Source organism: Prochlorococcus marinus str. MIT 0917, from assembly GCF_027359575.1.
GTDB classification, from domain to species: domain Bacteria; phylum Cyanobacteriota; class Cyanobacteriia; order PCC-6307; family Cyanobiaceae; genus Prochlorococcus_B; species Prochlorococcus_B marinus_D.
Genome location: NZ_CP114784.1, coordinates 85,812 through 111,710 on the forward strand (window position 1 = coordinate 85,812; position 25,899 = coordinate 111,710).

At 35.0% G+C, this 25,899-nt stretch carries 29 protein-coding genes and 1 tRNA gene; 16 read left to right on the forward strand and 14 right to left on the reverse strand.

All coding sequences use genetic code 11. From position 1 onward, the window contains the following. Positions 1 to 13: 13 nt before the first annotated feature. Genes O5637_RS00415 through O5637_RS00425 form a run of 3 tightly spaced genes read left to right on the forward strand, consistent with a single transcriptional unit; the run spans position 14 to position 3,003 of the window. On the forward strand, positions 14 to 709 hold the full coding sequence (locus O5637_RS00415; protein WP_269605145.1) for a hypothetical protein: 696 nt from the start codon (positions 14 to 16) through the stop codon (positions 707 to 709). A gap of 53 nt (positions 710 to 762) precedes the next feature. After that, the gene (locus O5637_RS00420) at positions 763 to 2,088 is read left to right on the forward strand and encodes an O-acetylhomoserine aminocarboxypropyltransferase/cysteine synthase family protein (RefSeq protein WP_269606988.1); all 1,326 of its coding nucleotides are present in this window, start codon (positions 763 to 765) and stop codon (positions 2,086 to 2,088) included. A gap of 21 nt (positions 2,089 to 2,109) precedes the next feature. Further along, positions 2,110 to 3,003 carry a homoserine O-succinyltransferase gene (locus O5637_RS00425; protein WP_269605146.1) on the forward strand — a complete coding sequence of 298 codons (894 nt, stop codon included), beginning with the start codon at positions 2,110 to 2,112 and terminating at the stop codon, positions 3,001 to 3,003. A gap of 48 nt (positions 3,004 to 3,051) precedes the next feature. Here O5637_RS00425 and O5637_RS00430 read toward each other — a convergent pair whose 3' ends face one another. After that, complete coding sequence (locus O5637_RS00430; protein ID WP_332299763.1) at positions 3,052 to 4,368, reverse strand: FAD-binding protein; 1,317 nt, start codon at positions 4,366 to 4,368, stop codon at positions 3,052 to 3,054. A 70-nt stretch (positions 4,369 to 4,438) separates the two neighbouring features. Between O5637_RS00430 and O5637_RS00435 the strand changes: the two genes are divergently transcribed. Then, complete coding sequence (locus O5637_RS00435; RefSeq protein WP_420063717.1) at positions 4,439 to 5,470, forward strand: sirohydrochlorin chelatase; 1,032 nt, start codon at positions 4,439 to 4,441, stop codon at positions 5,468 to 5,470. A gap of 386 nt (positions 5,471 to 5,856) precedes the next feature. Continuing rightward, positions 5,857 to 6,126, forward strand: coding sequence for a DUF2811 domain-containing protein (locus O5637_RS00440; RefSeq protein WP_269606992.1), 270 nt, complete (start codon positions 5,857 to 5,859; stop codon positions 6,124 to 6,126). Here O5637_RS00440 and O5637_RS00445 read toward each other — a convergent pair. Then, positions 6,116 to 7,759: a GMC oxidoreductase gene (locus tag O5637_RS00445; protein ID WP_269605148.1), complete on the reverse strand. Its 1,644-nt coding sequence runs from the start codon at positions 7,757 to 7,759 to the stop codon at positions 6,116 to 6,118. The two genes, O5637_RS00440 and O5637_RS00445, sit on opposite strands and share 11 nt — an antisense overlap. Before the next feature lie 389 nt (positions 7,760 to 8,148). Here O5637_RS00445 and O5637_RS00450 point away from each other — a divergent pair, with 389 nt between their 5' ends. Next, a complete protein-coding gene (locus O5637_RS00450; protein WP_269605150.1) occupies positions 8,149 to 8,619 on the forward strand; it encodes a pentapeptide repeat-containing protein in 471 nt (156 codons plus the stop codon). A gap of 8 nt (positions 8,620 to 8,627) precedes the next feature. After that, positions 8,628 to 10,724 carry an ArnT family glycosyltransferase gene (locus tag O5637_RS00455; RefSeq protein WP_269605152.1) on the forward strand — a complete coding sequence of 699 codons (2,097 nt, stop codon included), beginning with the start codon at positions 8,628 to 8,630 and terminating at the stop codon, positions 10,722 to 10,724. A 37-nt stretch (positions 10,725 to 10,761) separates the two neighbouring features. Here O5637_RS00455 and O5637_RS00460 read toward each other — a convergent pair whose 3' ends face one another. Continuing rightward, positions 10,762 to 10,932, reverse strand: coding sequence for a hypothetical protein (locus O5637_RS00460; RefSeq protein ID WP_011295219.1), 171 nt, complete (start codon positions 10,930 to 10,932; stop codon positions 10,762 to 10,764). A 593-nt stretch (positions 10,933 to 11,525) separates the two neighbouring features. Further along, positions 11,526 to 11,612 (reverse strand) — tRNA-Ser (locus tag O5637_RS00465). A 734-nt stretch (positions 11,613 to 12,346) separates the two neighbouring features. On the opposite strand from O5637_RS00465, the gene O5637_RS00470 reads away from it, so the two are divergent. Continuing rightward, positions 12,347 to 12,613, forward strand: a complete 267-nt coding sequence (locus O5637_RS00470) for a hypothetical protein (RefSeq protein ID WP_269605155.1) — start codon at positions 12,347 to 12,349, stop codon at positions 12,611 to 12,613. A 208-nt stretch (positions 12,614 to 12,821) separates the two neighbouring features. Here O5637_RS00470 and O5637_RS00475 read toward each other — a convergent pair whose 3' ends face one another. The 5 genes from O5637_RS00475 to O5637_RS00495 form a co-directional block, all read right to left on the reverse strand. Further along, positions 12,822 to 12,968 carry a hypothetical protein gene (locus O5637_RS00475; RefSeq protein ID WP_269605157.1) on the reverse strand — a complete coding sequence of 49 codons (147 nt, stop codon included), beginning with the start codon at positions 12,966 to 12,968 and terminating at the stop codon, positions 12,822 to 12,824. A gap of 60 nt (positions 12,969 to 13,028) precedes the next feature. Then, positions 13,029 to 13,211, reverse strand: coding sequence for a hypothetical protein (locus O5637_RS00480; protein WP_269605159.1), 183 nt, complete (start codon positions 13,209 to 13,211; stop codon positions 13,029 to 13,031). 15 nt (positions 13,212 to 13,226) lie between these two features. Beyond that, positions 13,227 to 13,388, reverse strand: coding sequence for a hypothetical protein (locus O5637_RS00485; protein WP_269605160.1), 162 nt, complete (start codon positions 13,386 to 13,388; stop codon positions 13,227 to 13,229). Between the two features lie 167 nt (positions 13,389 to 13,555). Then, positions 13,556 to 13,720, reverse strand: coding sequence for a hypothetical protein (locus tag O5637_RS00490; RefSeq protein WP_269605162.1), 165 nt, complete (start codon positions 13,718 to 13,720; stop codon positions 13,556 to 13,558). A 313-nt stretch (positions 13,721 to 14,033) separates the two neighbouring features. Then, positions 14,034 to 14,222, reverse strand: coding sequence for a hypothetical protein (locus O5637_RS00495; protein WP_269605164.1), 189 nt, complete (start codon positions 14,220 to 14,222; stop codon positions 14,034 to 14,036). Positions 14,223 to 14,428: 206 nt separating this feature from the next. Between O5637_RS00495 and O5637_RS00500 the strand changes: the two genes are divergently transcribed. Both O5637_RS00500 and O5637_RS00505 read left to right on the forward strand, forming a co-directional pair. Beyond that, positions 14,429 to 14,776: a hypothetical protein gene (locus O5637_RS00500; protein ID WP_269605165.1), complete on the forward strand. Its 348-nt coding sequence runs from the start codon at positions 14,429 to 14,431 to the stop codon at positions 14,774 to 14,776. A 517-nt stretch (positions 14,777 to 15,293) separates the two neighbouring features. Next, the gene (locus tag O5637_RS00505; RefSeq protein ID WP_269605167.1) at positions 15,294 to 15,488 is read left to right on the forward strand and encodes a hypothetical protein; all 195 of its coding nucleotides are present in this window, start codon (positions 15,294 to 15,296) and stop codon (positions 15,486 to 15,488) included. 50 nt (positions 15,489 to 15,538) lie between these two features. Here O5637_RS00505 and O5637_RS00510 read toward each other — a convergent pair whose 3' ends face one another. Further along, the gene (locus tag O5637_RS00510) at positions 15,539 to 15,802 is read right to left on the reverse strand and encodes an RNA recognition motif-containing protein (protein ID WP_269605169.1); all 264 of its coding nucleotides are present in this window, start codon (positions 15,800 to 15,802) and stop codon (positions 15,539 to 15,541) included. Between the two features lie 161 nt (positions 15,803 to 15,963). Then, complete coding sequence (nrdJ, locus tag O5637_RS00515; RefSeq protein ID WP_269605171.1) at positions 15,964 to 18,300, reverse strand: ribonucleoside-triphosphate reductase, adenosylcobalamin-dependent; 2,337 nt, start codon at positions 18,298 to 18,300, stop codon at positions 15,964 to 15,966. A 112-nt stretch (positions 18,301 to 18,412) separates the two neighbouring features. On the opposite strand from nrdJ, the gene O5637_RS00520 reads away from it, so the two are divergent. From O5637_RS00520 to O5637_RS00530, 3 genes are read left to right on the forward strand one after another with little or no spacing between them, the layout of a single operon-like run. Further along, a complete protein-coding gene (locus O5637_RS00520) occupies positions 18,413 to 19,096 on the forward strand; it encodes a class I SAM-dependent methyltransferase (protein ID WP_269605173.1) in 684 nt (227 codons plus the stop codon). Between the two features lie 36 nt (positions 19,097 to 19,132). Next, entirely contained in the window at positions 19,133 to 20,800 is a 1,668-nt protein-coding gene (locus O5637_RS00525; RefSeq protein WP_269605174.1) for a peptide chain release factor 3, read from the forward strand. Positions 20,801 to 20,855: 55 nt separating this feature from the next. Next, the gene (locus O5637_RS00530) at positions 20,856 to 21,545 is read left to right on the forward strand and encodes a CPP1-like family protein (protein ID WP_269605175.1); all 690 of its coding nucleotides are present in this window, start codon (positions 20,856 to 20,858) and stop codon (positions 21,543 to 21,545) included. A gap of 4 nt (positions 21,546 to 21,549) precedes the next feature. Here O5637_RS00530 and hslO read toward each other — a convergent pair whose 3' ends face one another. After that, entirely contained in the window at positions 21,550 to 22,449 is a 900-nt protein-coding gene (hslO, locus tag O5637_RS00535) for an Hsp33 family molecular chaperone HslO (RefSeq protein WP_269605177.1), read from the reverse strand. Positions 22,450 to 22,465: 16 nt separating this feature from the next. Continuing rightward, entirely contained in the window at positions 22,466 to 23,092 is a 627-nt protein-coding gene (locus O5637_RS00540; RefSeq protein ID WP_269605179.1) for an ABC transporter ATP-binding protein, read from the reverse strand. Positions 23,093 to 23,207: 115 nt separating this feature from the next. On the opposite strand from O5637_RS00540, the gene O5637_RS00545 reads away from it, so the two are divergent. The 3 genes from O5637_RS00545 to O5637_RS00555 all read left to right on the forward strand — a co-directional run bounded on the left by O5637_RS00545 (position 23,208) and on the right by O5637_RS00555 (position 25,235). Beyond that, positions 23,208 to 23,657, forward strand: a complete 450-nt coding sequence (locus O5637_RS00545; protein WP_269605181.1) for a DUF3531 family protein — start codon at positions 23,208 to 23,210, stop codon at positions 23,655 to 23,657. Positions 23,658 to 23,663: 6 nt separating this feature from the next. Beyond that, entirely contained in the window at positions 23,664 to 24,428 is a 765-nt protein-coding gene (locus tag O5637_RS00550; protein ID WP_269605182.1) for a 16S rRNA (uracil(1498)-N(3))-methyltransferase, read from the forward strand. 63 nt (positions 24,429 to 24,491) lie between these two features. Continuing rightward, on the forward strand, positions 24,492 to 25,235 hold the full coding sequence (locus O5637_RS00555; RefSeq protein ID WP_269605184.1) for a TIGR00297 family protein: 744 nt from the start codon (positions 24,492 to 24,494) through the stop codon (positions 25,233 to 25,235). A gap of 5 nt (positions 25,236 to 25,240) precedes the next feature. On the opposite strand, the gene O5637_RS00560 is transcribed toward O5637_RS00555, so the two are convergent. Further along, the gene (locus tag O5637_RS00560) at positions 25,241 to 25,888 is read right to left on the reverse strand and encodes a GDSL-type esterase/lipase family protein (RefSeq protein ID WP_269605186.1); all 648 of its coding nucleotides are present in this window, start codon (positions 25,886 to 25,888) and stop codon (positions 25,241 to 25,243) included. Between the last annotated feature and the right edge of the window lie 11 nt (positions 25,889 to 25,899).

Below are 25,899 nucleotides of genomic sequence, written 5' to 3' on the forward strand. Positions count from 1 at the left end.
TTTATTTTTTCTTGTGGCAAAGGAATTAACCCATAGGGCTGATGAGCTTAAACAATTAGGTTGGAATCAGGAAGATTTGTACAAATATATTGAATTATGGGATTATAGGCAAAGGTGGGGCTCTATAAATTTAGAGAGAGAAGATAGATTGTTTCTAAGAAAAGCAGAATCTCTATTACCTGAAATTTCTAAAAACAAAGTTTCAGTTAGAAAACCTCTCAAGGAAAAGTCATATTATTGCTGGATTCAGTTTTTTCTGAATGAAATGAATGATTTTGAGGTAAATGAAAATCTAGGCGATGGAATGAGAGGGGTTTGGCCTATTTTCCTAGAGGAGGAACTTCGGGTAATTGATTATTTTGAACCAGTCCTAGGCTTACCGGATACGATTAAAGCTAAGTTAATTGGCCCAATTAGAGAGGATTTAGTCAAAACAGCTTTGGAAATCTATAAAGATTCAATTGTTACCAAACAATTTGATTTCCAAGGTGCTTTGGCTAATGCCAAATCAAGTGGCCAAAACACCAGTTGGCGATCTCTTAGAGATGGTGATCAAGAAATCAATCAAGATTATCAAATTATTGATAAGGCAAATGTTCTGGAATTCCGTAAAAAAGTCAATGAGAAGCTTTTATCATTTATAAAAGAAAATTTACCATCTCTAGCTGAGTCAGATAAATCTTTACCTCCTAATGATTGGATAAATTAAGTAGCCAATTCTTAACTTATGTGGCTAAAAAGAAAATAGAGATAATTAATTCTTTGACTTCCCAACGTTTTGAAACTCTTCAATTGCATGCAGGTCAAGTACCAGACCCCGCTACCAATTCAAGGGCGGTTCCTATTTATCAAACAAGCTCATATGTTTTTAACGATGTAGATCATGGAGCTAACTTATTTGGTTTGAAGGAATTTGGAAATATTTATACACGATTGATGAATCCTACTACGGATGTTTTTGAAAAAAGAATTGCAGCACTTGAAGGTGGAGTAGGTGCTTTAGCTACAGCATCAGGACAGTCTGCACAATTCATTGCTATTACAAACTTCCTTACGGCAGGAGATAGCTTTGTCTCAACATCGTTTTTGTATGGTGGCAGTTATAACCAATTTAAAGTTCAATTTCCACGCTTAGGAATCAAAGTAAAGTTTGCTGATGGTGATGATGCAGAAAGCTTTGAAAAACAAATTGATTCATCTACAAAAGCAATTTATGTTGAGTCAATGGGGAATCCTAGGTTTAATATCCCTGATTTTGAGGGGATAGCAAAATTAGCTAAATCCAAAAATATTCCTTTAATTGTTGATAACACTCTTGGAGCTGCTGGAGCTTTAATTCGTCCTATTGAACATGGAGCAGATGTAGTTGTTCAAAGTGCTACGAAATGGATAGGAGGTCATGGCACTAGTCTTGGAGGGGTGATTGTTGATGCAGGAACTTTTGATTGGGGAAATGGAAAATATCCTTTGATGAGTCAACCCAGTGCGGCTTATCATGGCTTAGTTCATTGGGATGCTTTTGGATTTGGGAGTGATATTTGTGGAATGCTTGGAGTCCCTGCAGATCGAAATATTGCTTTTGCTTTACGAGCTAGGCTAGAGGGGTTACGAGATTGGGGACCTGCAATTAGTCCATTTAATTCATTTTTATTACTTCAAGGCTTAGAAACTTTAAGCTTAAGAATAGAAAGGCATTGCTCTAATGCTCTTTCATTAGCTAAGTGGTTAGACGATCATTCAAAAGTTGATAATGTTAGTTATCCAGGATTACCATCGGATAAATACCATTCAAGAGCCTCTTCTTATATGACCAATAGAGGAAAAGGTTCGATGTTGATTTTCTCTCTAAAAGGTGGCTTTGATGATGCTGTAAAGTTTATAAACTCTTTAAAACTTTCTAGTCATCTAGCGAATGTAGGCGATGCAAAAACATTAGTAATTCACCCTGCCTCAACAACTCATCAACAGTTATCTCCAGAAGAACAATTGTCCGCAGGCGTTACTCCAACTATGGTAAGAGTGTCTGTTGGCATAGAGCATATTGAAGATATTTTAGAGGATTTTGAGCAGGCCCTAAATTTAATTTAATTTTCCAAAAGGTAGATAGATATGGCCTTAATACTTCCTCGTAGTTATCATAAAATTTCATCAATTGAAAAAAATCATATCTCATGGATTGAGCCTGAATTAGCAGAAAGACAGGATATTAGACCTCTTAGAATTGGTATATTAAATATTATGCCTTTAGGAAAACAATATGAATTTAATTTATTGCACCCGTTAGGACTTTCTCCTCTCCAAATAGAACCTATATGGATAAGATTAAAATCCCATTCATATAAAACTTGGGATCTAGAGCATCTAAATAACTTATATGTTGATTGGGAGCTGGCAATGTCTCCAACTCCTCTAGATGGGTTGATTATTACTGGAGCACCTGTAGAGCATCTCCCGTTTGATGAAGTAAATTATTGGAAAGAATTAGTGAATCTAATTGAGGAAGCAAAATTAAAATGTGCAAGTACCCTAGGATTGTGTTGGGCTGGTTTCGCAATGGCATATATGGCTGGTGTTGAGAAAAGTAATTTTAAAAAAAAGCTTTTTGGGGTATATCCAATGAGGAGTCTTGTCCCTGGTCATTCTCTAATGGGAACACAAGACGATGAGTTCTTCTGCCCCCAAAGTAGGCATGCTGGATTACCTGATATTGAAATGGAAAAAGCTGAAAAAAAAGGCAAGCTAAGATTGTTAGCCCATGGGAAAAAAGTAGGATACACAATTTTTGAAACACCTGACCAAAGGCAATTAATGCATTTAGGACATCCAGAATATAATGTTGATCGATTGAAATCTGAGATGGAAAGAGATAAGAAAAGAGGCGATGTTCCTCCTCCTGAAAATTTTGATTTGACGAAATCAAATACTTCATGGCGATCTCATAGAAACTTATTATTTCAACAATGGTTGTGGTTCTGTTATCAACGTGTAAGTCTAAGTATTTAACTTTATTTATTCATTAGGACTTATATTTTCTGCCTATAAAATAATTAACTATTTTAAAGGTGGCATTAAATTTCTTGGATCACGAATGGCCTTAATTTCTTGTAATTTTGGAAGCCAATCTTTGAATGCTGATGATAATTCTTTTTCATGCCATTCTAGATGAGGGTGTATCTGTGCAAGATGCACACCAGGGCAGATAAATTCTAGATTATTCCAACACTCCTTCATCCATTTAAGGGTTTTTTGTCTCTTTAATTGATCGTGGGCTTCCCATGAACCATTAATCCAAGGTTTCCAGATCGCATCACGATGAATAAATGAAGTATCTACATCATTAAAATGTGTTAAACCTCCTAATTGCTGAGAAGCTATATAGCAACTTTTGTTAGGTCTTTTTTTGATTAAATCTTTAAGGATTTTTAATACTTGTGGATTACGCTGTTGCCAGGCAGGCCCCAGCAAACCAAGAACTTCTGTATGGTTTGAATTATTATTATTATTATTATTATTATTATTATTATTATTATTATTATTATTATTATTATTATTATTTCCTAAGCTTAAGTTTGCCAAAGAGTTCATATCGTTGAATTTATTAATAACTCTGTTTCGCGAGAATGGTAATCTTTCTAATAAATTAATTAAGATGGACTCATCATAAGTATTTTTAACTTCACCAATTGCATGAGCAAAAATATCATCTCCATATATCCATTGGAAGCTTAGTGATTTAGGCCAACTTTCGGCTTGGTTAATACATTCAGATAGCTGAGATGATGAAAGATTCGCTGTCCAACTTAATAGTGGTCTTAATGGCTGAGTCTTTAACTTTAGTTTTGTAATTATGCCAAGGAATATAGCGGCTCCGCAAAGGGCTTTCCATTCCAAAGTTGATTCATTTTTTGTATTTGGGCGAAAAAAATGAAATTCTTTTCCATCTCCCCAAAAACCTTTAATCTCGATGATTTGATCAATGGCTAATCCTCTGCTTCTACTAAGTGGACTTATTCCACCGGTCAAGATATATCCCATTCCTGTCTTTCCAGATAAACCAATTGGAAAACTTCTTTTATGCTTTTTTAAAAAAGAGGATAACTCTCCCATCGTTACCCCAGCCTCAATTTCTACATAATTTTTTTCTAAATCCAAAGATATGTTTTGGTAATTTTTTCTTAGGTCTAAAATCCAATGTTTATCTGCAGCGGCTCTACTTGTAGTTCCTCCACTTGAAACTAAAAATGGTCTGGAAGTTTGATGGGATGCTTTCAGTGAGTCGAATAATTCTGAGTTGACAGCTTCAAAAACTCCAAGGACATTGCTATCATTGGAATTTTGATTTGGTAGTGATATTGAATTTTTAATAATATGCTCCTTTTTCTATAATGAATTTCTTAAGTTGATATTTTATAAAACTATATTCAATTAAGGTAGATTATTGGCTAATAGCGTTTTGATTTCCTCGACATCAATCAAAAATAAATATCCATCTAATATTGGAATTGTTATTTGCGGTCATGGGAGTAGAGATCCCCTAGCCGTAGATGAGTTTATTAATGTAGTAAATAAAATAAAATCTAGAATACCTAATATTCCAGTTGCATTTGGATTCCTAGAATTTAACAGACCAATAATCAGTGAGGCATTAGATCAACTTAGAAATATGGGAGTAGAGAGAGTAATTGCTCTACCGGCTATGTTGTTTGCTGCCGGACATACTAAAAATGATATTCCTGCTGTTTTGAATAAATACTCTGATGAAAATGGACTTCCCATTCAATATGGCAGAGAGCTTGGCCTGAATTCCTTGATGATTGGAGCAGCAGGAGCAAGAATTAAAGAAATAATTGAGAGTAATACAATATTTCCAATTTATGAAACATTACTTGTTGTAGCAGGGAGGGGTTCATCAGACCCAGATGCTAATTCAAATGTTTGTAAGATTACAAGGATGCTTGTAGAGGGATTTGGTTTTGGATGGGGCGAAACCGTTTTTTCAGGAGTAACATTCCCCCTGGTTGAGCCTGGCCTGAGGCATGCTCTTAAATTAGGTTTTAAAAGAGTAATTATATTGCCTTATTTTCTTTTCTCTGGAGTTTTGGTAAGTCGTGTTAGAGATCATTCTCTGAAAGTTGCAAATGATAATCCAGATGTAAAATTTTTATACGCAAGTTATTTATCTGACCAAGATTTAGTTATTGATACTTTTATGGAAAGAATTCAAGAAGTTTTAAATGGAGAGAATTTTATGAATTGTGCTTTATGTAAATATCGCTCAAATTTACTAGGTTTTGAAAGTGAGGTCGGATATGAACAGATCAGTCACCATGATCATGTTGAAGGTTCTCTAGAGGAAATTTGCCAAGGAAACAAAGCTCATGAACACTCTCACGATCATTTTCCTTATCCACATGCTGAGCATCCTTTAGGACCTGTCACGCTTCGCTCTTTAAACAAGAGCCAAATCTAAAAAAAATAGGTTTAAATTAAAGAATCATTAGTCTCTTTCTTGCATGCGTCGCAAGCGACTCGTTATTTATACATTTTTTTAATGTTTAGTTTCAGCTCTTTTCCCCAAGTGATTTCCACAACTAGTGAGCAGTTTTCCACTGTGAAAAACTAAAACGCTAGTTTTAGTGAAGGACTTGTGGGATTCAATAGATATTTTAATAGTAATTTACACTTAGCAACCTTAGACGGATGGAGCTATTTCGCTTTAGATGCTTCTTTGAGAGGCATTGCTATGAAATGAGTCTAGCGCTGTCTCGGTTTTTCGGTTTAGCTTTTCTTTATCTTTGACGTTTTATGGAAAATTTAAGATCCTTATCTCATAGATTTCGAGCTTTTAAAAAAGAAATGGAGTTTAATCAAATTGAAACTCGTATTGATGAGATAAAAACTGATGAGGTTATAGGTCTTGAAAATGACTTGGAACTTATGTCTATAAGTCTTGAGGCTGAGGTCCCTGAAGCTCTTTATATAGGCATGAAGGATTTTATAAGTGGAAATGAGAATTGGGATCAATCCAAGCTTATTAGCTCAGCTATTGCAAATTTTCTTTTTCAAAATGGTTCTGAGGATAGGGCTGTTATTGAGAAATACTTAAATGATATTTTTAACCTTTAAAGTCGATAATTGCCTTTTCGCAAGCTCTTTTCGTTATTGCCATCATTGTTAAGGTAGGGCTTTGCCAAGATGAAGTAGGCCAGCAAGCTCCATCAACTACCAATACATTGCTGCATTCCCATAGACGATTCCAATTGTCTAAAACGCTATTTTCCATTTCATTTCCCATTGGTGCTCCTCCTACCTCATGTATGTAATAACCAGGGGGTGGAGCATCATTTTTAATAGCAACAGATTTTCTTAGAATTTGTTTGGTAAATGGAATATTTAGGATCTCATTTGCTGGAATAATATTTCCATTTCCAGAATTGATAATAAGCTCAATCATTCTGTTCATTTCCGTGACCATTCGTTTTTCATTTTTACGCCAAACTATAGATATGTGTGGTATCGAAATATCATATTGATCTTTGCTCTTAGAAAGAGAAACAGTGTTTTTGTGGTTTGGGAGTACTTCTCCATGGCCAATAAGGAATCCAGTTTTTGTATTTTTATATCTTTTTAAAACATTGGGAGGTTCAAACCTATCGATTCCTCCCCAGATTCCATATCCTCCAACAAAGTTCTTTTTAGTTGATCGATTTCTACCGATAGGGATAAAAAAGCTACCAGCTCCTGTTAAAAGATTATTATTATTTTTATTTGAAGAATCAGTAAAATGCTTTTCGATTGGAACAGTAAAAAACCTACAGGTTGAGATATGATCCATTAAATTATTTCCTAATGAATGGGAGGGGTCAATTAGACCATTTGGATTATTACTTTCTTCAGAACTTAATAGAATTCTAATTGTTTGGATTGTTGATGAACATAATATTATTAATTTACTTTCTAATTCACTTCTCTCTCCGTTTCTTTGATTAACTAAAATAACACTTTTCGCAGACTTTCTATCTTTATTTAATACTAATTTATCTACAATATGATTTGAAAGTATTTCTACTTTACCTAGCCTAATAGCTTCTTTTAACGTGCTGCCTAAGCTGCTATATCTTGGCCATTTTGTTTTATCTTTATTTGCTCCAAAGCCTCTGGAATGTATAAAGGGAAGATTTAATTTTTCTTTTACATTAGAGGCAAATCTTTCTTCGCTTCCTGTGAATGGAAGTTTGCCAATATATTCACCATTAGGTATTTGACTGAGATCATCTTTGTTTCCATATATTTTTAGAAAATTCTCTATTTCTGAATAATGTGACTCAAGATCTTTATAACTAATAGGCCATTTAAGATTGTATTCTTTATCTTTTGAGGCTTCAAAATCTTCGTTGGCTAATCTTAAGGTTATTCCTCCCCAAGTAAGGCTCCTTCCTCCAACTTGATTGCCTTGCGTCCAGATGAATGGGGCTTTTGGTGGGTTGGTGTACGGATTTGTTTTTTTGTTTGCGTAGAGTAAGGGATTTGATTTCCAGAAACCCGGATGCTGAGGTTGATTTTGATAGTTTCCAGTTGTTACCCCGATAAGTCTCCGAATCATGTTGCAAGGCTCTGTTCCGTTTGCCTGCTTAATTTCAAGTTCAGGACCTCTTTCAATTACTAATACTCTTACGCCAGCCTTGGCCATTGTTAAGGCTGCCATCCCACCTGTTGCCCCTGAACCGATAATTATGGCTTCATATGGCTTGTCAATCATTTGATAGATCTTGTGTATTTTAAATTTGGTGGATTTAGGAAATTATTTTTTTGATAAATAAAATATATATTAAATTATAGTGTTAGTTTAGAGGAGGTTGGAAAAATTGATTAATTTATATCGTCTTTACTTTCTCTAATAAAGCATTAGCATAGAATATTTTTTATTAGAGGGTTTTTAAATCTTTTTATTTAATTATTAAGATCAATATATTGATCTTAATAATTCGCGAGTAAATAAATAATTTTTTTGATTCGTTTTTATGATTTAAGAGTGGTTTTACTATTAGTCTTTTATTTATAATATATTATAATATATTATAAATCCAATATTTAACTTTTAGACCCTTTTTGAATTAAAATATATTCATCAGTAGCTATTAGAAAGTTATGTTTAAACGTCTTCTTCTTTTTGTAAGCTCGGTTTTATTTTTCTTTTGTTCTCTGCCAGCTTACTCAGCTTTGGACTATGGTAAGCAAACATTGATAGGTGCTGATTTCTCTAACATTGATTTGAAAGGTGCGACTTTCTATTTAAGCGATCTCCAAGATGCTGATTTTTCGGGTAGTGATCTTCAAGGAGCTAGTTTTTTTGATGCAAAGCTTGAAAACGCTAATCTAAGTAATACAAACATGAGAGATGTAACAATGGATGCCGCTATACTTAATGGTGCAAACCTTTCAAATAGCGTATTAGAAGGAGCTTTTGCTTATAACGCCAAATTTGAAAACGTTATTATTGAAGGTGCTGATTTTACTGATGTATTGATAGCGAACGATGTAAAAAATAAGTTATGTATTATCGCAGATGGGATAAACAGTGTTACCAACAAAAAAACAAGTGACTCATTGGATTGTTAGTAAACAGTATGATTGTTAAGAAAAATATTAATCACTCTAAATATATTTTTTGGGTTTCAGTTTTATTTATTTGGATTTTCTCCACAATAACTGATCGGATTTGGTGGAATTTATATAGCAATATTCCTTCATGGGATCAGGCTGATTATCTCAATAGTGCCCTTGATCATGCCCGTGCACTATCTTTTTTGGGTGGTGATGGAGCTTCAGACTTTCGCTTTTTACTAGATAAATCTCCAAAGATTCCTCCTTTGGCCTCAATAATCAATGGCGCCATAATTTCATTTGCTGGTGATGCCCCTCACAAAGCTGCATGGTCCTTAAGTTTTTGGAATGGATTCTTTATCTTTAATATTGCTTCATGGGGAGTTTATTTGAGAGGAAATAAATTTGCCCTTTTTTGTGTTCTTATTAGTGCATTTTCTCCTTTCTTATTTCATCTAAGAACTGATTATGTATTGGAGTTACCTCTAATCTCCGCTATTACATTTTATTTGTTTCATCTAGGAAGGTGGAGTGATAAATCAACCGGAGGTAAATGGATTCAGTTAATAATGGCTACTTTCGCATGCTCTTTTTCTTTATTGATTAAGCAGAGTTCTTTATTAGTTATAATACCATCTTTGTTTTTTATTCTTATTCTTTCTTTTAAAAGAGATAAGAAATTTAGATTGCAACTTTTATGCTTATTCCTTTTCAATCTTTTAGCGATTTTACCTTGGTTTTATCATAATTGGATAATGATTTTGAGTGGAACTTATAGAGCTGTTTTTGAATCCGCAGCAATAGAAGGTGATCCCTCTGTTTTTGGTTTTAAAAGTATTTTCTGGTATTTTCCGTATGTAGAGAATCAGTTTGGAAGTATTATTTTCTTTTCAGGTTTATCAGGAATAATATTTTCCTTTTTAAGCTATATAAAATCTTTTACAACTCAAGGAATATTAGTGGATATTTTTAATAAGAATAACTATAAATGGACATGGATTTATTTTAATCTAATAACATGCTGGACTTTTACAACTTTCATACCTAACAAGGATGAAAGATATATTGCATGTACAATACCGTTAATTATTTTATTGTTAGCCCTTGGCTTTTCTAAGTGGAATGAATGGCTAGATAATTATTTTAGATTCAAATCTTTTGGTTTATTATTGATTCCTCCTGTAAGTTTTTTGTTTTCTAATTCTATTAACAAGTTTAACACTTTAGAAAATATTTCAAGTAAATATTATCCTATTAAAGAAATTATATCGATTGTCAAATCGGCTAATACTATCGATGCAAAAGAAACTATTATTGTTGTTCCCAGTACGCCTGAAATTAATCAGCATAATGTAAGTTATTTTGGTAGAATGCAAAGTGGAAATATTTTAGGCAGACAACTTGGTCAATCCCTTTTACATATAGAACCTGTTCTTAAATATTCTAATTGGATTATTTTGGCTGAGGGAGATCAAGGCTCAGTTTCAACTAATTCATTAGCTCTAGATAAATCGATTAGAGATAGTTCTCTTTTTATAAAAGTTCGAGAATTTCCTAGAGAGATAAAAGGAAGCTATTCTTTATGGAAGCGTAGTACAAGTTCACCTAAGGAAGATGCATTTCATAATAGATTTGTTGAATTAGCTAAGGGAATGGAGCAAGGTCCATTAGGTATTAAATTGATTTTTGATCAAATAGAAATACAACATATGCTTGATGGACATTTTAAATATAAAAGTATAGTTAGAGATAAGGCGCTATCTAAAATAAGTTCAGACCCCAAAAATGTTGAATCTTTATGGTCCTTAGCTCTCCTTAAGATATTATCGAATAGACCTTATGACGCAGATGTTTATTTCAGAAATTTAGAAATCTTGCTGCCAAATAATCCCTGGCCAAGTGCTTATAGAACTATCGTTAACTTAGCCTCTTGGAATCCTTGGAAAGCATCTTTGATAGCAGATAGAGCGCATAAAAGAAATCCAAATTACTTTCTAAAAGGTTTGGGTGATATGAGTGCACTGTTTCGAGGATCCTTTTGGCGCTTTACGTCTGCTTTAAATAGTGTTCCGAATGCGATAAAAAGTATTGATGAAGCTTTAAGACCAATAGAAAAATAAAATCACAAGACAAAATTTGAATTTTGACTTGGATTGTTCAAAGTTGATCTCTTTCGAATGTTTTTGTTATTTCTTTTAGAAATTCAACTATTTGGATATTTGTATACCCAAGCTCAGTCCTAAGCCCTTTGCATGAGGAGGTAATCTCTTTCCAAATATCAGCTCTTACAATTGCTTCTCTGTCTTTTAAGTAACGCTCTTCTTTCATTTTGATTTAATTATGTAAGGTGTGGTTTTCTGAGCTTTTAAGAAAACCAACCTAGTAAATCTTTAAGATTTACTAGGTTGGTTCGATTGATATCAGATCACTTTCTTAAAAATTTTAAAACCTAATTTTTAAATACCTTAACGAAAAAATAAAAGAATCATGAGAATTATGCCATTCTTGTATGCATTAAATATTTGATTTACTTCTCTTAATAGGCTCAAAAATAAATCATTTTTAAGATTTTTTGATTAATTTACTTAATATTTGGGCTTGTTTCTCATATTGTAGTTAAAAGAATATAATCAAATAGATCTAATCTTCCCTACGCGGTAGGGATGGAGGGGTTTCGAATCCTCGATGGAGTTTCACCCGTGCTAGTTTTTAAGACCAGCGACTTTTTTGTTCGTATTAATTGATCTCAGCTGTATCCTGACTTGTGAAGATCGAGTGTTGCCCTCAATGGATTCTAAACTTTCGTAGGGAAGCTTCTATTTTTAACTAAATTTTTCCTTTTTCTGTCAGCCTTTGGATTATAGATGATAAAAATGAGATTAAAAATATAATTAAATACCCCTAGCCTCTCCATAAGAGAACGGAGAGTGGGGGATTCGAACCCCCGATGGAGTTGCCCCCATGCTAGTTTTCAAGACTAGAGCCATAAACCACTCGACCAACTCTCCACTTCGAATTTTACATCATTGGCTTAGGATTTTTTTAATTAAATTTTGAAAAAAGAAAAAATCTATAAGTAGAAAATCTAGTCAATGCCATTGTTTATGGAAAAATTACATGCCTTAGAGGGTTGGCTAGTTTTGGATATTTGATAAATATAGTTTGGTTCCTCTTTTTAAGTATTTTCGAGGCGGAGGTGGCGATGTCTTCCTTATCTGATGAATAAACAAATGAATCAAACCCACTCAGTCGAAAACGAAATCAAATCTATACCTATAGAGAGTTTTAAATAATTGATCTAAGAATGGATTTTCATTTGCTTTTCTTTTATTAGTTTTAATCCTGTAAAGAGCGCTGTTATATTTTTGATGAACTGTGAAAGGTGTAAAGAGTTTCATAAGGCCTCCTTTCTTCATCTTTGGTCTACCCCTCCTCTTTGTGAGAAGGGCGTAGGAAAGCCCTACCTCAATCGAACATCATTTTAGAGAACTTTTTTTAGATTTATTTTGTATAAAAGAACGATAACTTCTACTAAAGATAGTGGCGTTCAAGCTCTATTCAGAGAAGGGGACAGTCGGTGAAATCCTGTCACTTTGCTCGCAAATTTATTAAAGGTAGTCCTCCGCTTTCCTTGATAAATAAATCTAAGCTCTGCATTTCCTACTGCATACCGGGCTTAACCATTTACTTCGAGAGTCCAATTAGGAGCTTTAAGTAACTATTGAAGTTAGTTAGCCTCCTCTTGAAAAAGGGGGTTTTCTATTGCAAAGCTCAAAATATACAAATTAGAGAACCTTACAAGTCAGCTTCCCTCGGTCAGGGGCTAAAGCTGCTAGTTTACTTTCTTCGTTTTTATCCAATATGGATGAACTTAGATAAACAACACGCCAAACTTTTAAAACTTCAAGCTAAAGCTGACGCTTGTACTTCAAGAAAAGAGGCTCTAAAAATTTTAAAAAAGTCTGATAAGGCTATCCATAAACTTTCTATGCTATGGACCACCGACTAACTGTAATAAGGCTAACCCCATAGATTTTTGGAATCTTGCACCAGGCCCAGCCAAAATTTCCAAACCTGTTAATTCTTTTTTTCAGCCGAACATCTCAGCCATTTTTCCAGTTAGAGCAAAATAGCCAATCGCGCCAAAAAATAGTCATAAAGCAATCAGGTCGTTAACTATTCCACCAATTATTTGAGCTTTAGCAAACATATCATTTTTATTGATGAGGATGTACTTTTTCTCCTCGTCTGACTCTTTCTTTTCTGGTTTGATCGAAATAAATAATCACCCCACAAAGAAATGCCAATCCAATCAAGTTAGGAATAATCCCACCTATTATTTCGAACTCATTAAAGAACTCCATTTGTATCTTTATCGACTCCAAATTGTCTTGTTTAGATTAATGACTTGAAAAAGCAATTGCTTATTCTTGTTTCTCTTCTTGGTGGTTAAATTTGAACCAACCGTCTTCTTTTATTCCTCTTTTAATAGCAGTAACAAGTGCTCCAAGGAAAAAAGAGCCTACCCCAGCAAAAATTGCCAGAGTTAATAAAGGCTTAACTCCTGTTACGGCTGTACTTTGAAGGGCAGGATCTAACGGATCCATTGAATCTTTGTTTTATTAGTCGTCATAAACTTTGCATGTTGACGAAGTTGGGTGGATTTCACATTCTTCTTTCCAAAACTCTTCTCTTGTCTCAGGCGGAACTTCATAATTGAAATCATGCATTACTCGAATATCACTTAAGGCATTTTTTATGAAAAATGGAGTTCTTAGCTTCATAAACCTCTTATTCGGATGAATATGTTCTAATTGATTCCATTTGATTTAAACACCTCGGCTTTTACTCAAGTACTACTTACTAGTTAATCGATAGGAAACATAAAAAGGGCTGACCTAAGTCAGCCCAAATACTTTCGATAGAAATCAGCAGTCAATTAAATTCTCAATTAAGAATCAATTGCTACAACTTGTTCACTAGCTATCTTTTGTCTATGTTCAAAAATTGAAGGTTTGTAGGAAGTAAATACTCCTTTCTTGAATGTTGCAAGTTGAGCTCTGTGTAGTCTTTCTGCTTTTAAGACTCTTTTTTTTGTTAGTACTAGGTTGTTCATGACCTTTCTTAATTACTGGAAATCCCGTTCCCTACTTCCATTGAATGCACCCCACAAAGATGGAGCGAACGTCTTGCTAAGTTAACAAACTAACCAGAACAACTGAAATGAAATTCAAGTACGGTTTCTTAGAAAGTCATCAATAAAACTGTCCCGAACCACCCGAACTGATTAGCCCTAACTAAACCGAATATTAGTAAAGGAAAAATCTTTTTTATGTTTATTGCATCAGTGGTCGGAATGATCAAACTCTGTTTCATCGAAAACCATCTGCCTCTATCTACCATGACTTCAATCAAAAATTCCTGAGCAGCTAAGTTTCTAGCTCTTTTTTGGATACCTGCACTAATTCTTGCATCAGGTTCATTGGACCTTGCTTCATGAGTAATCCTTTAACCATGTACGGAATTAACGAAGCTACAATTATTGCAAGCTTGGCTATTCCCGCTGGATTGTTCATTGGCTTTTCGACAATCCTTGCAAATAGACTGCGCCAGTGCATGTGACTACATCTACTTCAGCCAAATCAAAGAAGAAATCATTGTTTGGACTTGGTGAAATTTATTGGTGAGATTTTGTTTGATTTTTCGCTCGTTACTAAGCCATAGGCCCAAGGTTCAATTATTGTCAGAAGTACACGATGCAATGGTCTTTTAAAACATAAAAGTTCCAATAATATGTAATGCTTTTGGTTCTTGTATATGATTGATGGCCTCTAATTTTTATATCGTTCATCACGAATTTAGAGCTGGTACTTCATCTAAGTGGTGGGAAACTGCTTATGCAGCAATGGCACCTGGCGGTGGATGGGATGAGGCTGTAGCAGCAAATAGAGAAAAAGGTTTTTACAACCACTCTGCTAATGCTGTGACTTCTGATGGCCCTTTGTACTGTATTTGGGAAACTAAGGAGAACATTACGATAGAAGAATTTCAGGAATTCATTGATGGCCCGACAGGTCCTGGATTTGGTCTGAACGCATTAATGAATATCTGTAAACCAATAAACTCATCATTAATGAACGGTCAAACTCCCTACCCAAGAGTTTTCTTTTAAAGCACTTAAAGTAGAGATGGTTGACAACCGATTGCTATCGGAAAGAGAAGGGCTGACTTTGGTCGGCCTTTTTTGCGTTGCTAGCCTTCATGACCGTGATTGAACACTTGTTTGGAAAAGACCGAAAGTTGACTACTTTGTTATAAAAAAACAGAGATAGTCGTCTTTAGAGTATTAATAATGAAAGAATATTATGCAATCAACAAAGATATATAAAAGCTAATTATAGCATGTGATTTTAGCGGATATATTGTTGGTTTTGCAAGAATAAATGCTAGTTTTCAAGACTAAAGCTATAAGCCACTCGCCCAGCTCTCCATCCGGAATTTTACCGTATTAGCTTCTGAAATCTAAAAAAAATAGCTCAAACAAGAATTTCATCCGGTTTTATATCAAGTCCGTTCTAAAGAGGATCCATCTAGAGCTTTAAAAATTTCAGAACCTATAGATTATTTGTATGCATAAATATCAATGAGATTATTTGTGCAATAATTTAAAACATTGGTAAATCTCATTCATGGCAAGCAACAAGAGCCCACAATCACGTTTCCTTGGAGACCTTCCTATGGAGGGTGGAATCAGTCAAAAAGAGAAATATCGCTATGTAGCTCACTTGATGTTTTTTATTGGATGTGCACTCTTCTCGTTTGGAATCTGGGCTCTTTCAGGCTTTAATGCTTCAAGTGGGGCAACAGGACCATTCCCTTTCTAAAATTAGAGGGAAATACAATTGATTTTTGATTAGTAGATCTAAATAATAAATTATTGAACCGACAACTTACTTATAGTATTTTCTCTATCTTCAATGAGTGTTAAGAGCCACTTAGATCCTAAAGCTCTAGAAATGCTTCTGTTTTTTATTAGTTCACAAATTCTTTTATAAAGTTTGTCTGATTCGATATTGGAATTGAACCATTTCTCGAATTTCAGAATTTCATCTGGGTTTTTACAAGCTCTCAGTTGATCAATAAGTGCATCATTAGTACTTGTGCCACTTATCTTTAATGGTTTATTTGTCGTAGTCATTTAAATTTTAAGTACACAATACCTACTTAATAGTTAGCCATATTTTCTAATTTGGACAATTATATTTAAAACTTCTTCGAAAAACTAAACTTATGTATTTAGTTCAGGAACTTATTTAGGCTGCCATTAAAATTCCCGCAATAAAGCTTGAATGACTGCTCTTAAGATGGTTTAGCGAGTGGGAGTAAGCATTTATCAGAATCGCAACCTGCTGGGCCTGCCTCAGTAAGCTCCCCTTGATCATATCGACTAAGGGCATCAAAGAAATCACAATTATCTCTTCTTTTTACGACCTCTGATTGCAATTTTGTGTAGCATTCTTCATCAATAGGTTCAAAAGGAAGTCTGGGGAAGGTTGCATTTGCATCAAACCTTGCTAGTAAGGCAGCTGAAATGTAACCTTTATTTTGATCAATTGAGATATGCAGAGCTTTTGCTAAACCTTCTATCTCATTTTCTCTGAATTCAATTGTTGCAGAGGTGTTATGGTCTGTGTAATTTGTTTGAACTTGCATATAAAAATCAAATTGTGCAAGAGCTGAGAAGCTATTGATATCTATTTGATCCGCACCAGGTATGTTTGCCCAACTTACCTCGGTAGGGATTTCAACTAACCACTCGGTACATTTTTGATCGAATGGATTATCTAGTAGTTTTCCATTTTCATCTTTATCTGACTGAGAAGGGACGATTGTGTATCCATAATCCATACAAGCTAATGCGACTGGATCATTCTTCCTGAAAGTAATTCTTCTAATAAAACGCTGAGCTTTTGGGGGATGCCAACCTGGAGAAGCCCCTGTCAGAAGACTTTTCGTACCAGCAGGCTGGACTGTTGTACAACGACTTGGACGACGAATACTATGTCTATCACAATAATCAAATACTGTGTCGTTGACGATCTTTCGCCATCGACTCAAAAAAGTAGCTTCTTTGAGTTTAAAATCCTTTCCTTCTTCTGTCTCTGGTCGCCCGGCTTCCCACCATTTTAACCACGGCGTCCCAAAGGCATGAACAAAAAAGTCAAAAAGTCCTGTGAAACTGACCCCAACAATAGGATCCCATTCTCGACTTTTTCTGTACCGCTCTACTTCGAATCGATGATTAAGGAGGCAAGCGACTGACAAAGCTGCTGCTTTGAAAGCATCTTCTTGTTGATTTATGTCTAATGGATCAATTTGATTAAGATGTATTTCTGCAAGATTGCAGTGAAAATCTGAACCTAGAATCTCTCCGCAAGGATTAAGACCATATCTACTGAGTCTATGAAAAAGTTCTTTATCATCAAATGGACCATAATTTGATTGAATCCATTGGGATGCTTCCTCTTTCCCTTGGTCGCAATAGATCTCTATAAATTCATTCCTGAGTTCTACCGTTGAAAGTATGTCAGCATTTGAGCGAGCAATTGCTTCAGGTGCAAATTGGATAGCCCCCTCACCTGAATGAAATTGTTTAGTCACTGCATCGACAAGAACTTCTAATTCAGGTTTGGTATGGTAAACACGAGTATGGTTGGCCATTCTTAAGGCATCCTTCTCTGGGTCAATACTCCAATTACCATATGAGTCTTGCTTCCATAAATTTTCTTTAGCACCAGCAGCTTCTAAATCTTGCGAAGAAAATTGTCGCATACCTGCACTTCTTCTTATATTGCCAGCTACGATTGTGACGGCTGCTTCGTCGATTAGTAGACAACATTCAATTGAAGTTAGTTTTCTTCCTACTGCTTTGTTTAAAAGATTTGCTATCCGGGGATATAAATCTTTGAGTTTTACAGGGTTCGCCATGCCTCCAAAACCTTTAAGTGATTCACCTGCTGGCCTTACATCTTTTAAATCAATAGAAACATTAATAACGTTAGAATTGAAACTATTATCACTGCTTAATTCAAGGATTTTTTGATAGCTATCAACCCATCCACGTCTACTATCGCCAACTTTTATCAGTACATTATTGTCTTGAATATGGAAGCTAGTCTTTTCATTCCTTTCTTCAGAAGGAGTTAATCCAATATCTGAAACATTTTCAATATTAATTGTATTTGTAACCTCTGGAAGTTGATCAATCAAGTGAGGCTCAATTATTGCACCCGTTCCGCAACCCATCATGGCTAAATCCATCATAAGTCCAAAGGCTTGCCAATCAACAAGATTTGTTGAGGTGCAATTGTAGGCTCCAGAAAAATTCTTCTCTTTTTCAATCCATTCTGTTCCGCCTATCCAAAGCCATCGACCTGATGGAAGAGCTTTTTTCTCTTGTTGCATTCTTTGCATTAAATTTATTTCTGATTCGGTTAATCCCCCAAGCTTCTTTAGACCATCAAGGTTCCTTGTATTTACTTGTTCCCAGCTTTCACGACCTGCTGGAAGTTTTCTACTATATGTTCTGTAAAAGACAGGATTAGCTGCAGGTGCAGTTATTGGAAAATCAGTTGTAACATTCTTTTTGCCCGATGCTGAATTATTGGTTTCGGGCTGGCTTGTTGCGATTGTCAAAATCTTTGTATCCCTTTGGTAAGTACTACGGTAACGCCATGTATAGCGTTAGCAAGTTTTTTTAACACCATCTACAGGGCTCCGAAGAAAATAACAAATTTTTTTTTTAGTAATGAAGAGAACACCGGAACCAGAGCTCATGCAAATCCCTTCGCAGGTAAGGGCTTATGCCGAAGCGGATTTCTCTAGGAGTGATTCTATGGTTGTTAAATCGCTTGAAAAATATTTAAAAAAAATAGGAAGAACCCTTAATAAAAGTGATTTAATTTTTGATATGGCATGTGGGCCAGGAAATATTGCAGAGAGAATTGCCAAAAATTGGCCCTTTGTAAATGTTGTAGGCATTGATGGCTCAAAGGAAATGTTGAATGAAGCAGAAAATAAACTTTCCGAAAATTTTAAGAAGAATCTCTCTTATCAATTGATTGATATTAATTCGATCACCACAGGTGAAATATATTTTCCTTTTAAAGCTGATATCATAGTCAGTAATAGTGCCTTGCATCATTTTCATGATCCTCATAGTTTTTGGGGTGCATTAAAAAAAATTGGTAAAACAAAGTGTATTCATATTCATCGTGATTTAATAAGGCCTACTTCTGAAGAAAAAGCATTTGAGGTAAAAGAAAAACATCTTTCAGATTCTCCAGGAATTCTAAAAAAGGATTTTCATGCATCTCTCAAGGCATCATTTACAGTTGAGGAAGTATCTCAACAGTTAGTTGATGCAGGGTTATCTCAATTAGAGGTTTTTCAACTTGATGAGCTTTATTTTGAGATTATTGGGTGTATTTAATCTTTTCCCTGAACAATTGAACAACCAAAAACAATAATGAAATCAACTCCAGAAGAAAAGACTAATCTAGATACAAATTTAGAAGAAGAATTAACTGTATCTTTAACTAATGAGGTTGGAAAAAGAAGAAATTTTGCGATTATTTCCCACCCTGATGCAGGTAAAACTACTTTGACAGAAAAACTTTTGCTTTATGGCGGAGCTATTCAACAAGCAGGAGCAGTAAAAGCAAGAGGAGAACAGAGAAAAGTTACTTCTGACTGGATGGAGCTTGAAAAACAAAGAGGCATATCAATTACATCAACTGTTTTACAATTTGCCTATAAAGATAAGACGATTAATTTATTAGATACTCCTGGTCACCAAGACTTTTCGGAAGATACGTATAGGACACTTGCCGCTGCTGATAATGCTGTAATGCTTGAGGATGCAGCGAAAGGACTTGAACCTCAAACAAGAAAGCTTTTTGAGGTTTGCAGAATGCGACAAATACCAATTTTCACATTCATCAACAAGATGGATAGGCCAGGTCAAGAACCGCTTGAATTATTAGATGAGATTGAGTCTGAATTAGGATTATCAACCTTTGCAGTTAATTGGCCAATAGGAAGTGGTGAGCTTTTTAGAGGTGTCGTTGAGCGGGCAACCAAAGAAGTTGTTTTATTTTCGAAAGCTGAACGAGGGAAGCAATCTAGTGAAAAACGATTAAAAATTAATGATCCGGAACTTAAAAATTTAGTAGAAGAAGAACTGTTACTAAAAGCACTTGAAGAGATTGAGATTCTGGATGAGGCTGGTTGTGAATTAAATCAAGAATTAATCATATCTGGCGAATTAACGCCTGTGTTCTTTGGATCTGCAATGACCAACTTCGGGGTTAGGCCATTTTTAGATAATTTTCTTGAGCTATCTCAGGGACCAGTTGCTCGAAATAGCTTTGATGGCCCAATCGTTCCTACAAGAGAATCATTTAGTGGATTTGTATTTAAATTACAAGCAAATATGGATCCAAAACATAGAGATAGGGTTGCTTTTGTGCGTGTATGTAGTGGCAGGTTTAGAAAAGATATGACAGTTCAACACGCGAGGACGGGTAAACAAATCAGACTCTCAAGGCCCCAAAAGATTTTTGGTCAAGATAGGGCCGTCGTTGATGATGCTTACCCTGGTGATGTTATTGGTTTAAATAATCCAGGAATGTTTTCGATTGGAGATACATTGTTTATTGGACCGAGAGTTGAGTTCGAGGGGATTCCATGTTTTAGCCCCGAGATATTTAGTTGGTTAAGAAATCCAAACCCTTCAGCTTTTAAGAACTTTAGGAAAGGGGTCAATGAATTAAGAGAGGAGGGAGCAGTTCAAATCCTTTACGATAAAGATCAAAGTAAAAGAGATCCAATTTTGGCTGCAGTTGGTCAGCTTCAGCTTGAGGTAGTACAACATCGACTTGCTAGCGAATATGGAGTGGAAACTAGGCTTGAACCAATGGGTTATCAAGTCGCTAGATGGGTAAAAGGGGGGTGGCCGGCTTTAGAGGAGGTTGGAAGAATTTTTAATTGTAAAACGGTTCAGGATGCTTGGCTTAGACCGGTACTGCTTTTTAAAAATGAATGGAATCTAAATCAGTTAAAGGAAGATCATCCTGAAATGGAATTAAACTCAGTTGCTCCGGTTGTCAGTGGTGTTGATCCTGTTTCTCTTTAAAGTAGATTAATATCTAATTAATAAAGATAGTTCATAAATCTTTTTTGAAAAATCTATGGACCCTGGTACTAATTCACAATCAAATTCAAACTCACAAGATCCATATTTGATACTTGGAATAAATGAGGGTGCAAGTTTTGATGCTATTCAAGAAGCAAGGGATAACAAGTTAATTGAGGCTGGAGATGACCAAATCACTAAAGCAAAAGTAGAAGCTGCTTATGATTCGTTGTTAATGGTAAGCCTTAAGTCAAGACAACTTGGTAATGCAAGTAATGAGGCAATAACTGCATCAAAGAAAGAAAATGAAGCAAAGAAAGTTGGTGATATAGGACCTGGTTCTCTTCTAACTAGGTTGAAAAATTTAAATCTTCCTAAATACGAGGCATCAAAATCTAATTTCTTACCAAGCTTTGAGTTGCCCTCTGGGCAAGAATTAAATATAAGGATTTCTCTTGGAATATTGGCTTTTTTACTTGTTTTAATTGTGCCTTCTGAAAGTGTTGAATTAATACTTTCATTCTCGACAATAGGCTTATTCATTAGTCAGTCTCGTAGAGGTAGGCCTTTCTTTTCCTCTGTTCTCTGGTGCATTCTTCTTCTTAGTATTGGACTTCTATCTGGTGCATTACTTTTGGGTGGGGCTCAATCATTTATTGATAACACTGGATCATTGTCTTCGGACAAATTTGAAGCGATACCTGCAGTATTTTTACTTTGGTTAGGAGTGATTTTCCTTGATTAATCCTCTAATCGATTAAAGATATCAATTCGTCCTCTTTAACAAGATAAACATTCTTGCAGAATTGACATGTAAGTTCTGCTTTCCCATCCTCCTTTATCATTTCCTGAAGTTCTTTTTTTCCCAATATTTTTAATGCTGATAGGCTTCTTTCTCTTGAGCATCTACATTTAAAACGGACTTCTTGAGATGTGCTAATAATATCTGAATGTGATTGATCAAGGTCAGGAAAAATTTCTTCAATTAGCGAAATAAGGTTAGGCCCTTTTTTGTTTAATAACTCACTAAAAGAGTTAATTTCTTTACATCGATCTTCAAGTAGGGCTATCAATGAATAGTCTCGTTCAGCTTTAGGTAGTATTTGTGCTAATAGTCCTCCGCTACAAACTATTCCATCCTGATTAATTTTTTCTCCAACAAACACAGCTGATGGAGTTTGTTCAGAATGTAATAAATAGGAAGCTATGTCTTCACCAATCCCTCCATTAATTAATTCAACTGTGCTGTTGTGTGGCTCACCTTTCCCATCATCTCTAATAACGTGAAGATAGCCAATACCTGTAGCTTTTTTAAAATCAAATGTATATTGATTGCTTTTATTTTTAATTAGGTCTAATTCAAGACTTGGATCACCAACGTAACCTCTCACACTTCCATCTCTACCCGCATCAATGGTTAATCCTTTTAGTGGTCCATTTGAGCTTACCCTTAAAGTCACCCTTCCATGATTTACCTTCATTGAGCTTGCAAGCAAGAGGCTTGCACTCATGGCCCTACCTACAATTGCAGAAGTTAAATAGGAAAGAGAATGTCTTTCTTTTGCTTCTTTTGTTGATTCAGTTGTTGATACGGCGACTAGCCTGATCCCTCCTTTCGCTGCAGTAGCTCTAACTAGTAAATCTGTCATTGATTAGTTGAATTGATTACTCAGGGATAAGTTGACCATTGTGCAACTCATAATTTTTGGTATTCAAATTTTTAAACAGATCGGGTTCATGAGTAACTATTAGAATAGTTTGCTTGTTTTTAAGCTTTGCGAGTAATTCTATAATTCCGTCTCTCACTGACCAATCTAAACCTGCTGTTGGCTCGTCCAATAAAAGTACTTTTGGATTCCTCAATAGTTGAACAGCAATAGCTAGTCGTCGTTGTTGCCCTCCACTAAGAGATTCTGGCGGCTTCTTTAAATCTAAGTTGATTAACCCCACTTTTGTGAGAGCTGAAATTTGTTCTTCAGTCGTTAACCTCTTATGTCCAAGACGTAATTCTTGAGCTACTGATAATCCAAGAAAATATCTTTCTGGAAATTGAAAAACCAATCCACATAACCACCTGCGTTGACGTGCATTTAGAGGTTTGTTGAACCATGTTATCTCTCCTTTTTGATGTCCCGAAAGACCGCTAATGATTTCTACTAATGTAGTTTTTCCACTTCCGCTGGGTCCTCTAATTATGGTGATTTTTCCAGTATTTGATTTTAAACACAAATCTCTAAGGATTGTCTTCTCTGCTGTTGAGGGATGGTAATAAATATTTTTTAAACTAAGCATTCTTTGTTAATGAGGCTTTGATCAATTAAATAAAGATTTTTCAATTTTCTTTAATCAATTTACATTAGATTATGTTTGATATCTTTTAGTTTTTCTTTTTTAAGATCTGTTGTTTATGGAAGTTCGATTTCGTGAAGTTGATCCTTTTAATTGTTGGATTTGGCTTAGATATTCAGATGTCCCAAGCAAAGGAGAAAAAGAATACGTAGATGGTATTTTTGATTCTTGGTATGTGCTAGGCAGACTTGGGGGATTTAATTCTGAAAATTTGCAAACGCACGAAATGGGTTCTGATGTTAGTTGGATGAGCTATGAAAATGACGATAACTCCTCTAGTCTTCCCTCATTAATGCATAATCTTGGAGAATTTGAATTTAATGAGTGCTGGGCTAGATGTTGGGTCGATTTAGGTACTTCTGACCTCATCGCAATTGATATTTTGATAAATGTACTAAAACAAATGGATGTTGATGTCGTGAAAATAGAGGAACTAATTATCGGAGGAGTAAATCAAGATTGGCCAGTAGAAGAACATCCTGATGCAATTTTTTCTTCAACAGATTAATTTTCTATGGCTGAGAAAAGAAGATTATTTATAAACCCAAATCGATTAAGTGATGAAATCGATTCAAAGGGAGAGTTGATTTTGACCTCTAATGAATCACATTATTTATCCAGGGTTATGAGGATGAGATCTGAAGACCTTTTAGAGGTTATTGATGGAAAAGGTCATCTTTGGAACGCAAAAATTGTTGAAAAGAAAACTATAAAACTTACCAATGGTTTTGATAAACCTCTTCAATTCGTTTCAAGAGAGAGACCATTAATAGGCATTGCTGTAGTTCTTCCTAAAAAGGGATTTGAAAACTTTTTGCAAATGAGTTGTGAGATAGGAGTTGACATTATTCAACCATTGATTTCCAAACGATCAGTAGTTAAAGAATGCAATAACGAAAAAATTATTAGATATCAAAAAATTATTCATGAAGCCGTTGAGCAATCTGAAAGACTCTGGAGTCCAGAACTAATGCAGACATTGACATTTCCTAATTGGATAAATGATTTGCCTTCCGAAGCTCAAATAGGATTTGCCACAACTCGCATTGAAGAATTGCAAGATTGTGTGAATTGGTTAAAAGAAACACCACATAAAGTTAATCAAGTTTGGCTAGTAGTTGGCCCAGAGGGAGGCTGGAATAAAGATGAAGAGACATTGGCTTTTGACTCTGGCTTATCTGGGGTTTCTATGGGAGACACTATCTTGAGGACAGCAACAGCTGCAGTAAGCGCCTGTCAGCTAATGATTTCATGGAGAAGACTTAAATCATCCCTTTAAGGTTGAATATTGTGATCATAAAACCGTCTATTGTTTAGAAAACAGGCATGCTGATTAGGAACGATGGCTAACTTCTCTTTTATTAGCGGTATTTGGATTAATGCTTTTTTGATAAATTTCTTGTTGATATTTTTGGGACACAGGCTTCCATTTTTAACTAAGAAAGGTTGGATTCATGCTGGAATACTTGGAACACTTTTATTAGGATCTATTGGTTGGAATGGTTGGATATCAGTTTGTGTATATCTCTTGTTGGGAACTTTAGTTACAAAAATTGGATACAAAAATAAGGCTTCCCGAGGGATTGCTGAAGCCAGAGGTGGTCAACGTGGCCCTGAAAATGTATGGGGTTCTGCAGCAACAGGTTGCTCACTCGCCTTATTAAGTTGTTTTTGGCCGAATTTTTTAAATTTATTCATGGTAGGTTTCGCTTCTAGTTTCAGCGCAAAACTTTCCGATACTTTTTCAAGTGAAATTGGCAAAAGATTTGGTAAAAGAACTTTTCTAATTACGACTTTAAAGACAGTTTCACCAGGAACAGAGGGAGCAATAAGCATCGAAGGTTCGGTTGCTGGTTTATTAGGAAGCTTTATCATGACTGTTTTTATGCTTAATCTATCGATTATTTCTGGACTATCTGTTGCTTTTATAGTCTTCTTATCAGGCTATTTAGCAACTTTTTTGGAAAGTTATATTGGAGCAGTGGTGCAAAATAAGATTGATTGGATGACTAATGAATTAGTTAACTCTATCCAGACATCTATAGCCGCTATTATTGCTATCTTTTTATATTTGTATTTTGTTTGAAATATTTATTTTAAATCAGCCCAATTCTTTAATGCTGGCCATTCACTAATTTGTTCATAAATCCATTTATGACCCTTAGTATTCAGATGTATTCCATCTGATGAGAGTAATTCTTTAAATGATAATAAGTTGAGCATTTTTTCATGGATAGATAAAAACGGGACATTTAATTCTAAGCAAGTTTCTTCTATTTTATTTTCATATTTAGAACAAGCTTGATTTGAATACCAAAGACATTCTGCAAAAGGCATTGAGTCTTCATTAACAGGTGTTAATCCAAGAACCATTATATGTACTTCATTCTTAATTTCGTTTACTAATTGTTTTAAGCCAAATTTAAAAGCATCTTCGGAAAGTTGGGGCCTGCCATCTTTTCTGCCAATTCTAGCTGTATCATTTAATCCAATTGATAGCAAAATACCTTCAGGAACTTTTCTCCTCAACTCTCCCCTTGTTGCCCACTCATTCTTATATCTTATAGCAACTTTCTCTAATCCATCTCCTCTTACTCCAAGAGAATAAATAATAGGTGCACCATTTAAATTTAACCAGTTTTGTCTTAATCTCTCAGACCATCCCCCTCCCTCTAGATCTCCCCATCCGTAAACCCCACTATCTCCAATTATGATTAATTTTTTCTGATATTTATTCATAAGTCGATATG

Excerpts from the sequence above, each read along its gene's own strand:
- O5637_RS00425 (WP_269605146.1), top strand. The coding sequence starts at position 2,110 with ATGGCCTTAATACTTCCTCGTAGTTATCATAAAATTTCATCAATTGAA.
- O5637_RS00440 (WP_269606992.1), top strand. The coding sequence starts at position 5,857 with ATGGAGTTTAATCAAATTGAAACTCGTATTGATGAGATAAAAACTGAT.
- O5637_RS00445 (WP_269605148.1), bottom strand. The coding sequence starts at position 7,759 with ATGATTGACAAGCCATATGAAGCCATAATTATCGGTTCAGGGGCAACA.
- O5637_RS00450 (WP_269605150.1), top strand. The coding sequence starts at position 8,149 with ATGTTTAAACGTCTTCTTCTTTTTGTAAGCTCGGTTTTATTTTTCTTT.
- O5637_RS00455 (WP_269605152.1), top strand. The coding sequence starts at position 8,628 with ATGATTGTTAAGAAAAATATTAATCACTCTAAATATATTTTTTGGGTT.
- O5637_RS00460 (WP_011295219.1), bottom strand. The coding sequence starts at position 10,932 with ATGAAAGAAGAGCGTTACTTAAAAGACAGAGAAGCAATTGTAAGAGCT.
- O5637_RS00475 (WP_269605157.1), bottom strand. The coding sequence starts at position 12,968 with ATGGAGTTCTTTAATGAGTTCGAAATAATAGGTGGGATTATTCCTAAC.
- O5637_RS00480 (WP_269605159.1), bottom strand. The coding sequence starts at position 13,211 with ATGGATCCGTTAGATCCTGCCCTTCAAAGTACAGCCGTAACAGGAGTT.
- O5637_RS00485 (WP_269605160.1), bottom strand. The coding sequence starts at position 13,388 with ATGAAGCTAAGAACTCCATTTTTCATAAAAAATGCCTTAAGTGATATT.
- O5637_RS00490 (WP_269605162.1), bottom strand. The coding sequence starts at position 13,720 with ATGAACAACCTAGTACTAACAAAAAAAAGAGTCTTAAAAGCAGAAAGA.
- O5637_RS00495 (WP_269605164.1), bottom strand. The coding sequence starts at position 14,222 with ATGCACTGGCGCAGTCTATTTGCAAGGATTGTCGAAAAGCCAATGAAC.
- O5637_RS00500 (WP_269605165.1), top strand. The coding sequence starts at position 14,429 with ATGGCCTCTAATTTTTATATCGTTCATCACGAATTTAGAGCTGGTACT.
- O5637_RS00505 (WP_269605167.1), top strand. The coding sequence starts at position 15,294 with ATGGCAAGCAACAAGAGCCCACAATCACGTTTCCTTGGAGACCTTCCT.
- O5637_RS00510 (WP_269605169.1), bottom strand. The coding sequence starts at position 15,802 with ATGACTACGACAAATAAACCATTAAAGATAAGTGGCACAAGTACTAAT.
- O5637_RS00520 (WP_269605173.1), top strand. The coding sequence starts at position 18,413 with ATGAAGAGAACACCGGAACCAGAGCTCATGCAAATCCCTTCGCAGGTA.
- O5637_RS00525 (WP_269605174.1), top strand. The coding sequence starts at position 19,133 with ATGAAATCAACTCCAGAAGAAAAGACTAATCTAGATACAAATTTAGAA.
- O5637_RS00530 (WP_269605175.1), top strand. The coding sequence starts at position 20,856 with ATGGACCCTGGTACTAATTCACAATCAAATTCAAACTCACAAGATCCA.
- hslO (WP_269605177.1), bottom strand. The coding sequence starts at position 22,449 with ATGACAGATTTACTAGTTAGAGCTACTGCAGCGAAAGGAGGGATCAGG.
- O5637_RS00540 (WP_269605179.1), bottom strand. The coding sequence starts at position 23,092 with ATGCTTAGTTTAAAAAATATTTATTACCATCCCTCAACAGCAGAGAAG.
- O5637_RS00545 (WP_269605181.1), top strand. The coding sequence starts at position 23,208 with ATGGAAGTTCGATTTCGTGAAGTTGATCCTTTTAATTGTTGGATTTGG.
- O5637_RS00550 (WP_269605182.1), top strand. The coding sequence starts at position 23,664 with ATGGCTGAGAAAAGAAGATTATTTATAAACCCAAATCGATTAAGTGAT.
- O5637_RS00555 (WP_269605184.1), top strand. The coding sequence starts at position 24,492 with ATGGCTAACTTCTCTTTTATTAGCGGTATTTGGATTAATGCTTTTTTG.
- O5637_RS00560 (WP_269605186.1), bottom strand. The coding sequence starts at position 25,888 with ATGAATAAATATCAGAAAAAATTAATCATAATTGGAGATAGTGGGGTT.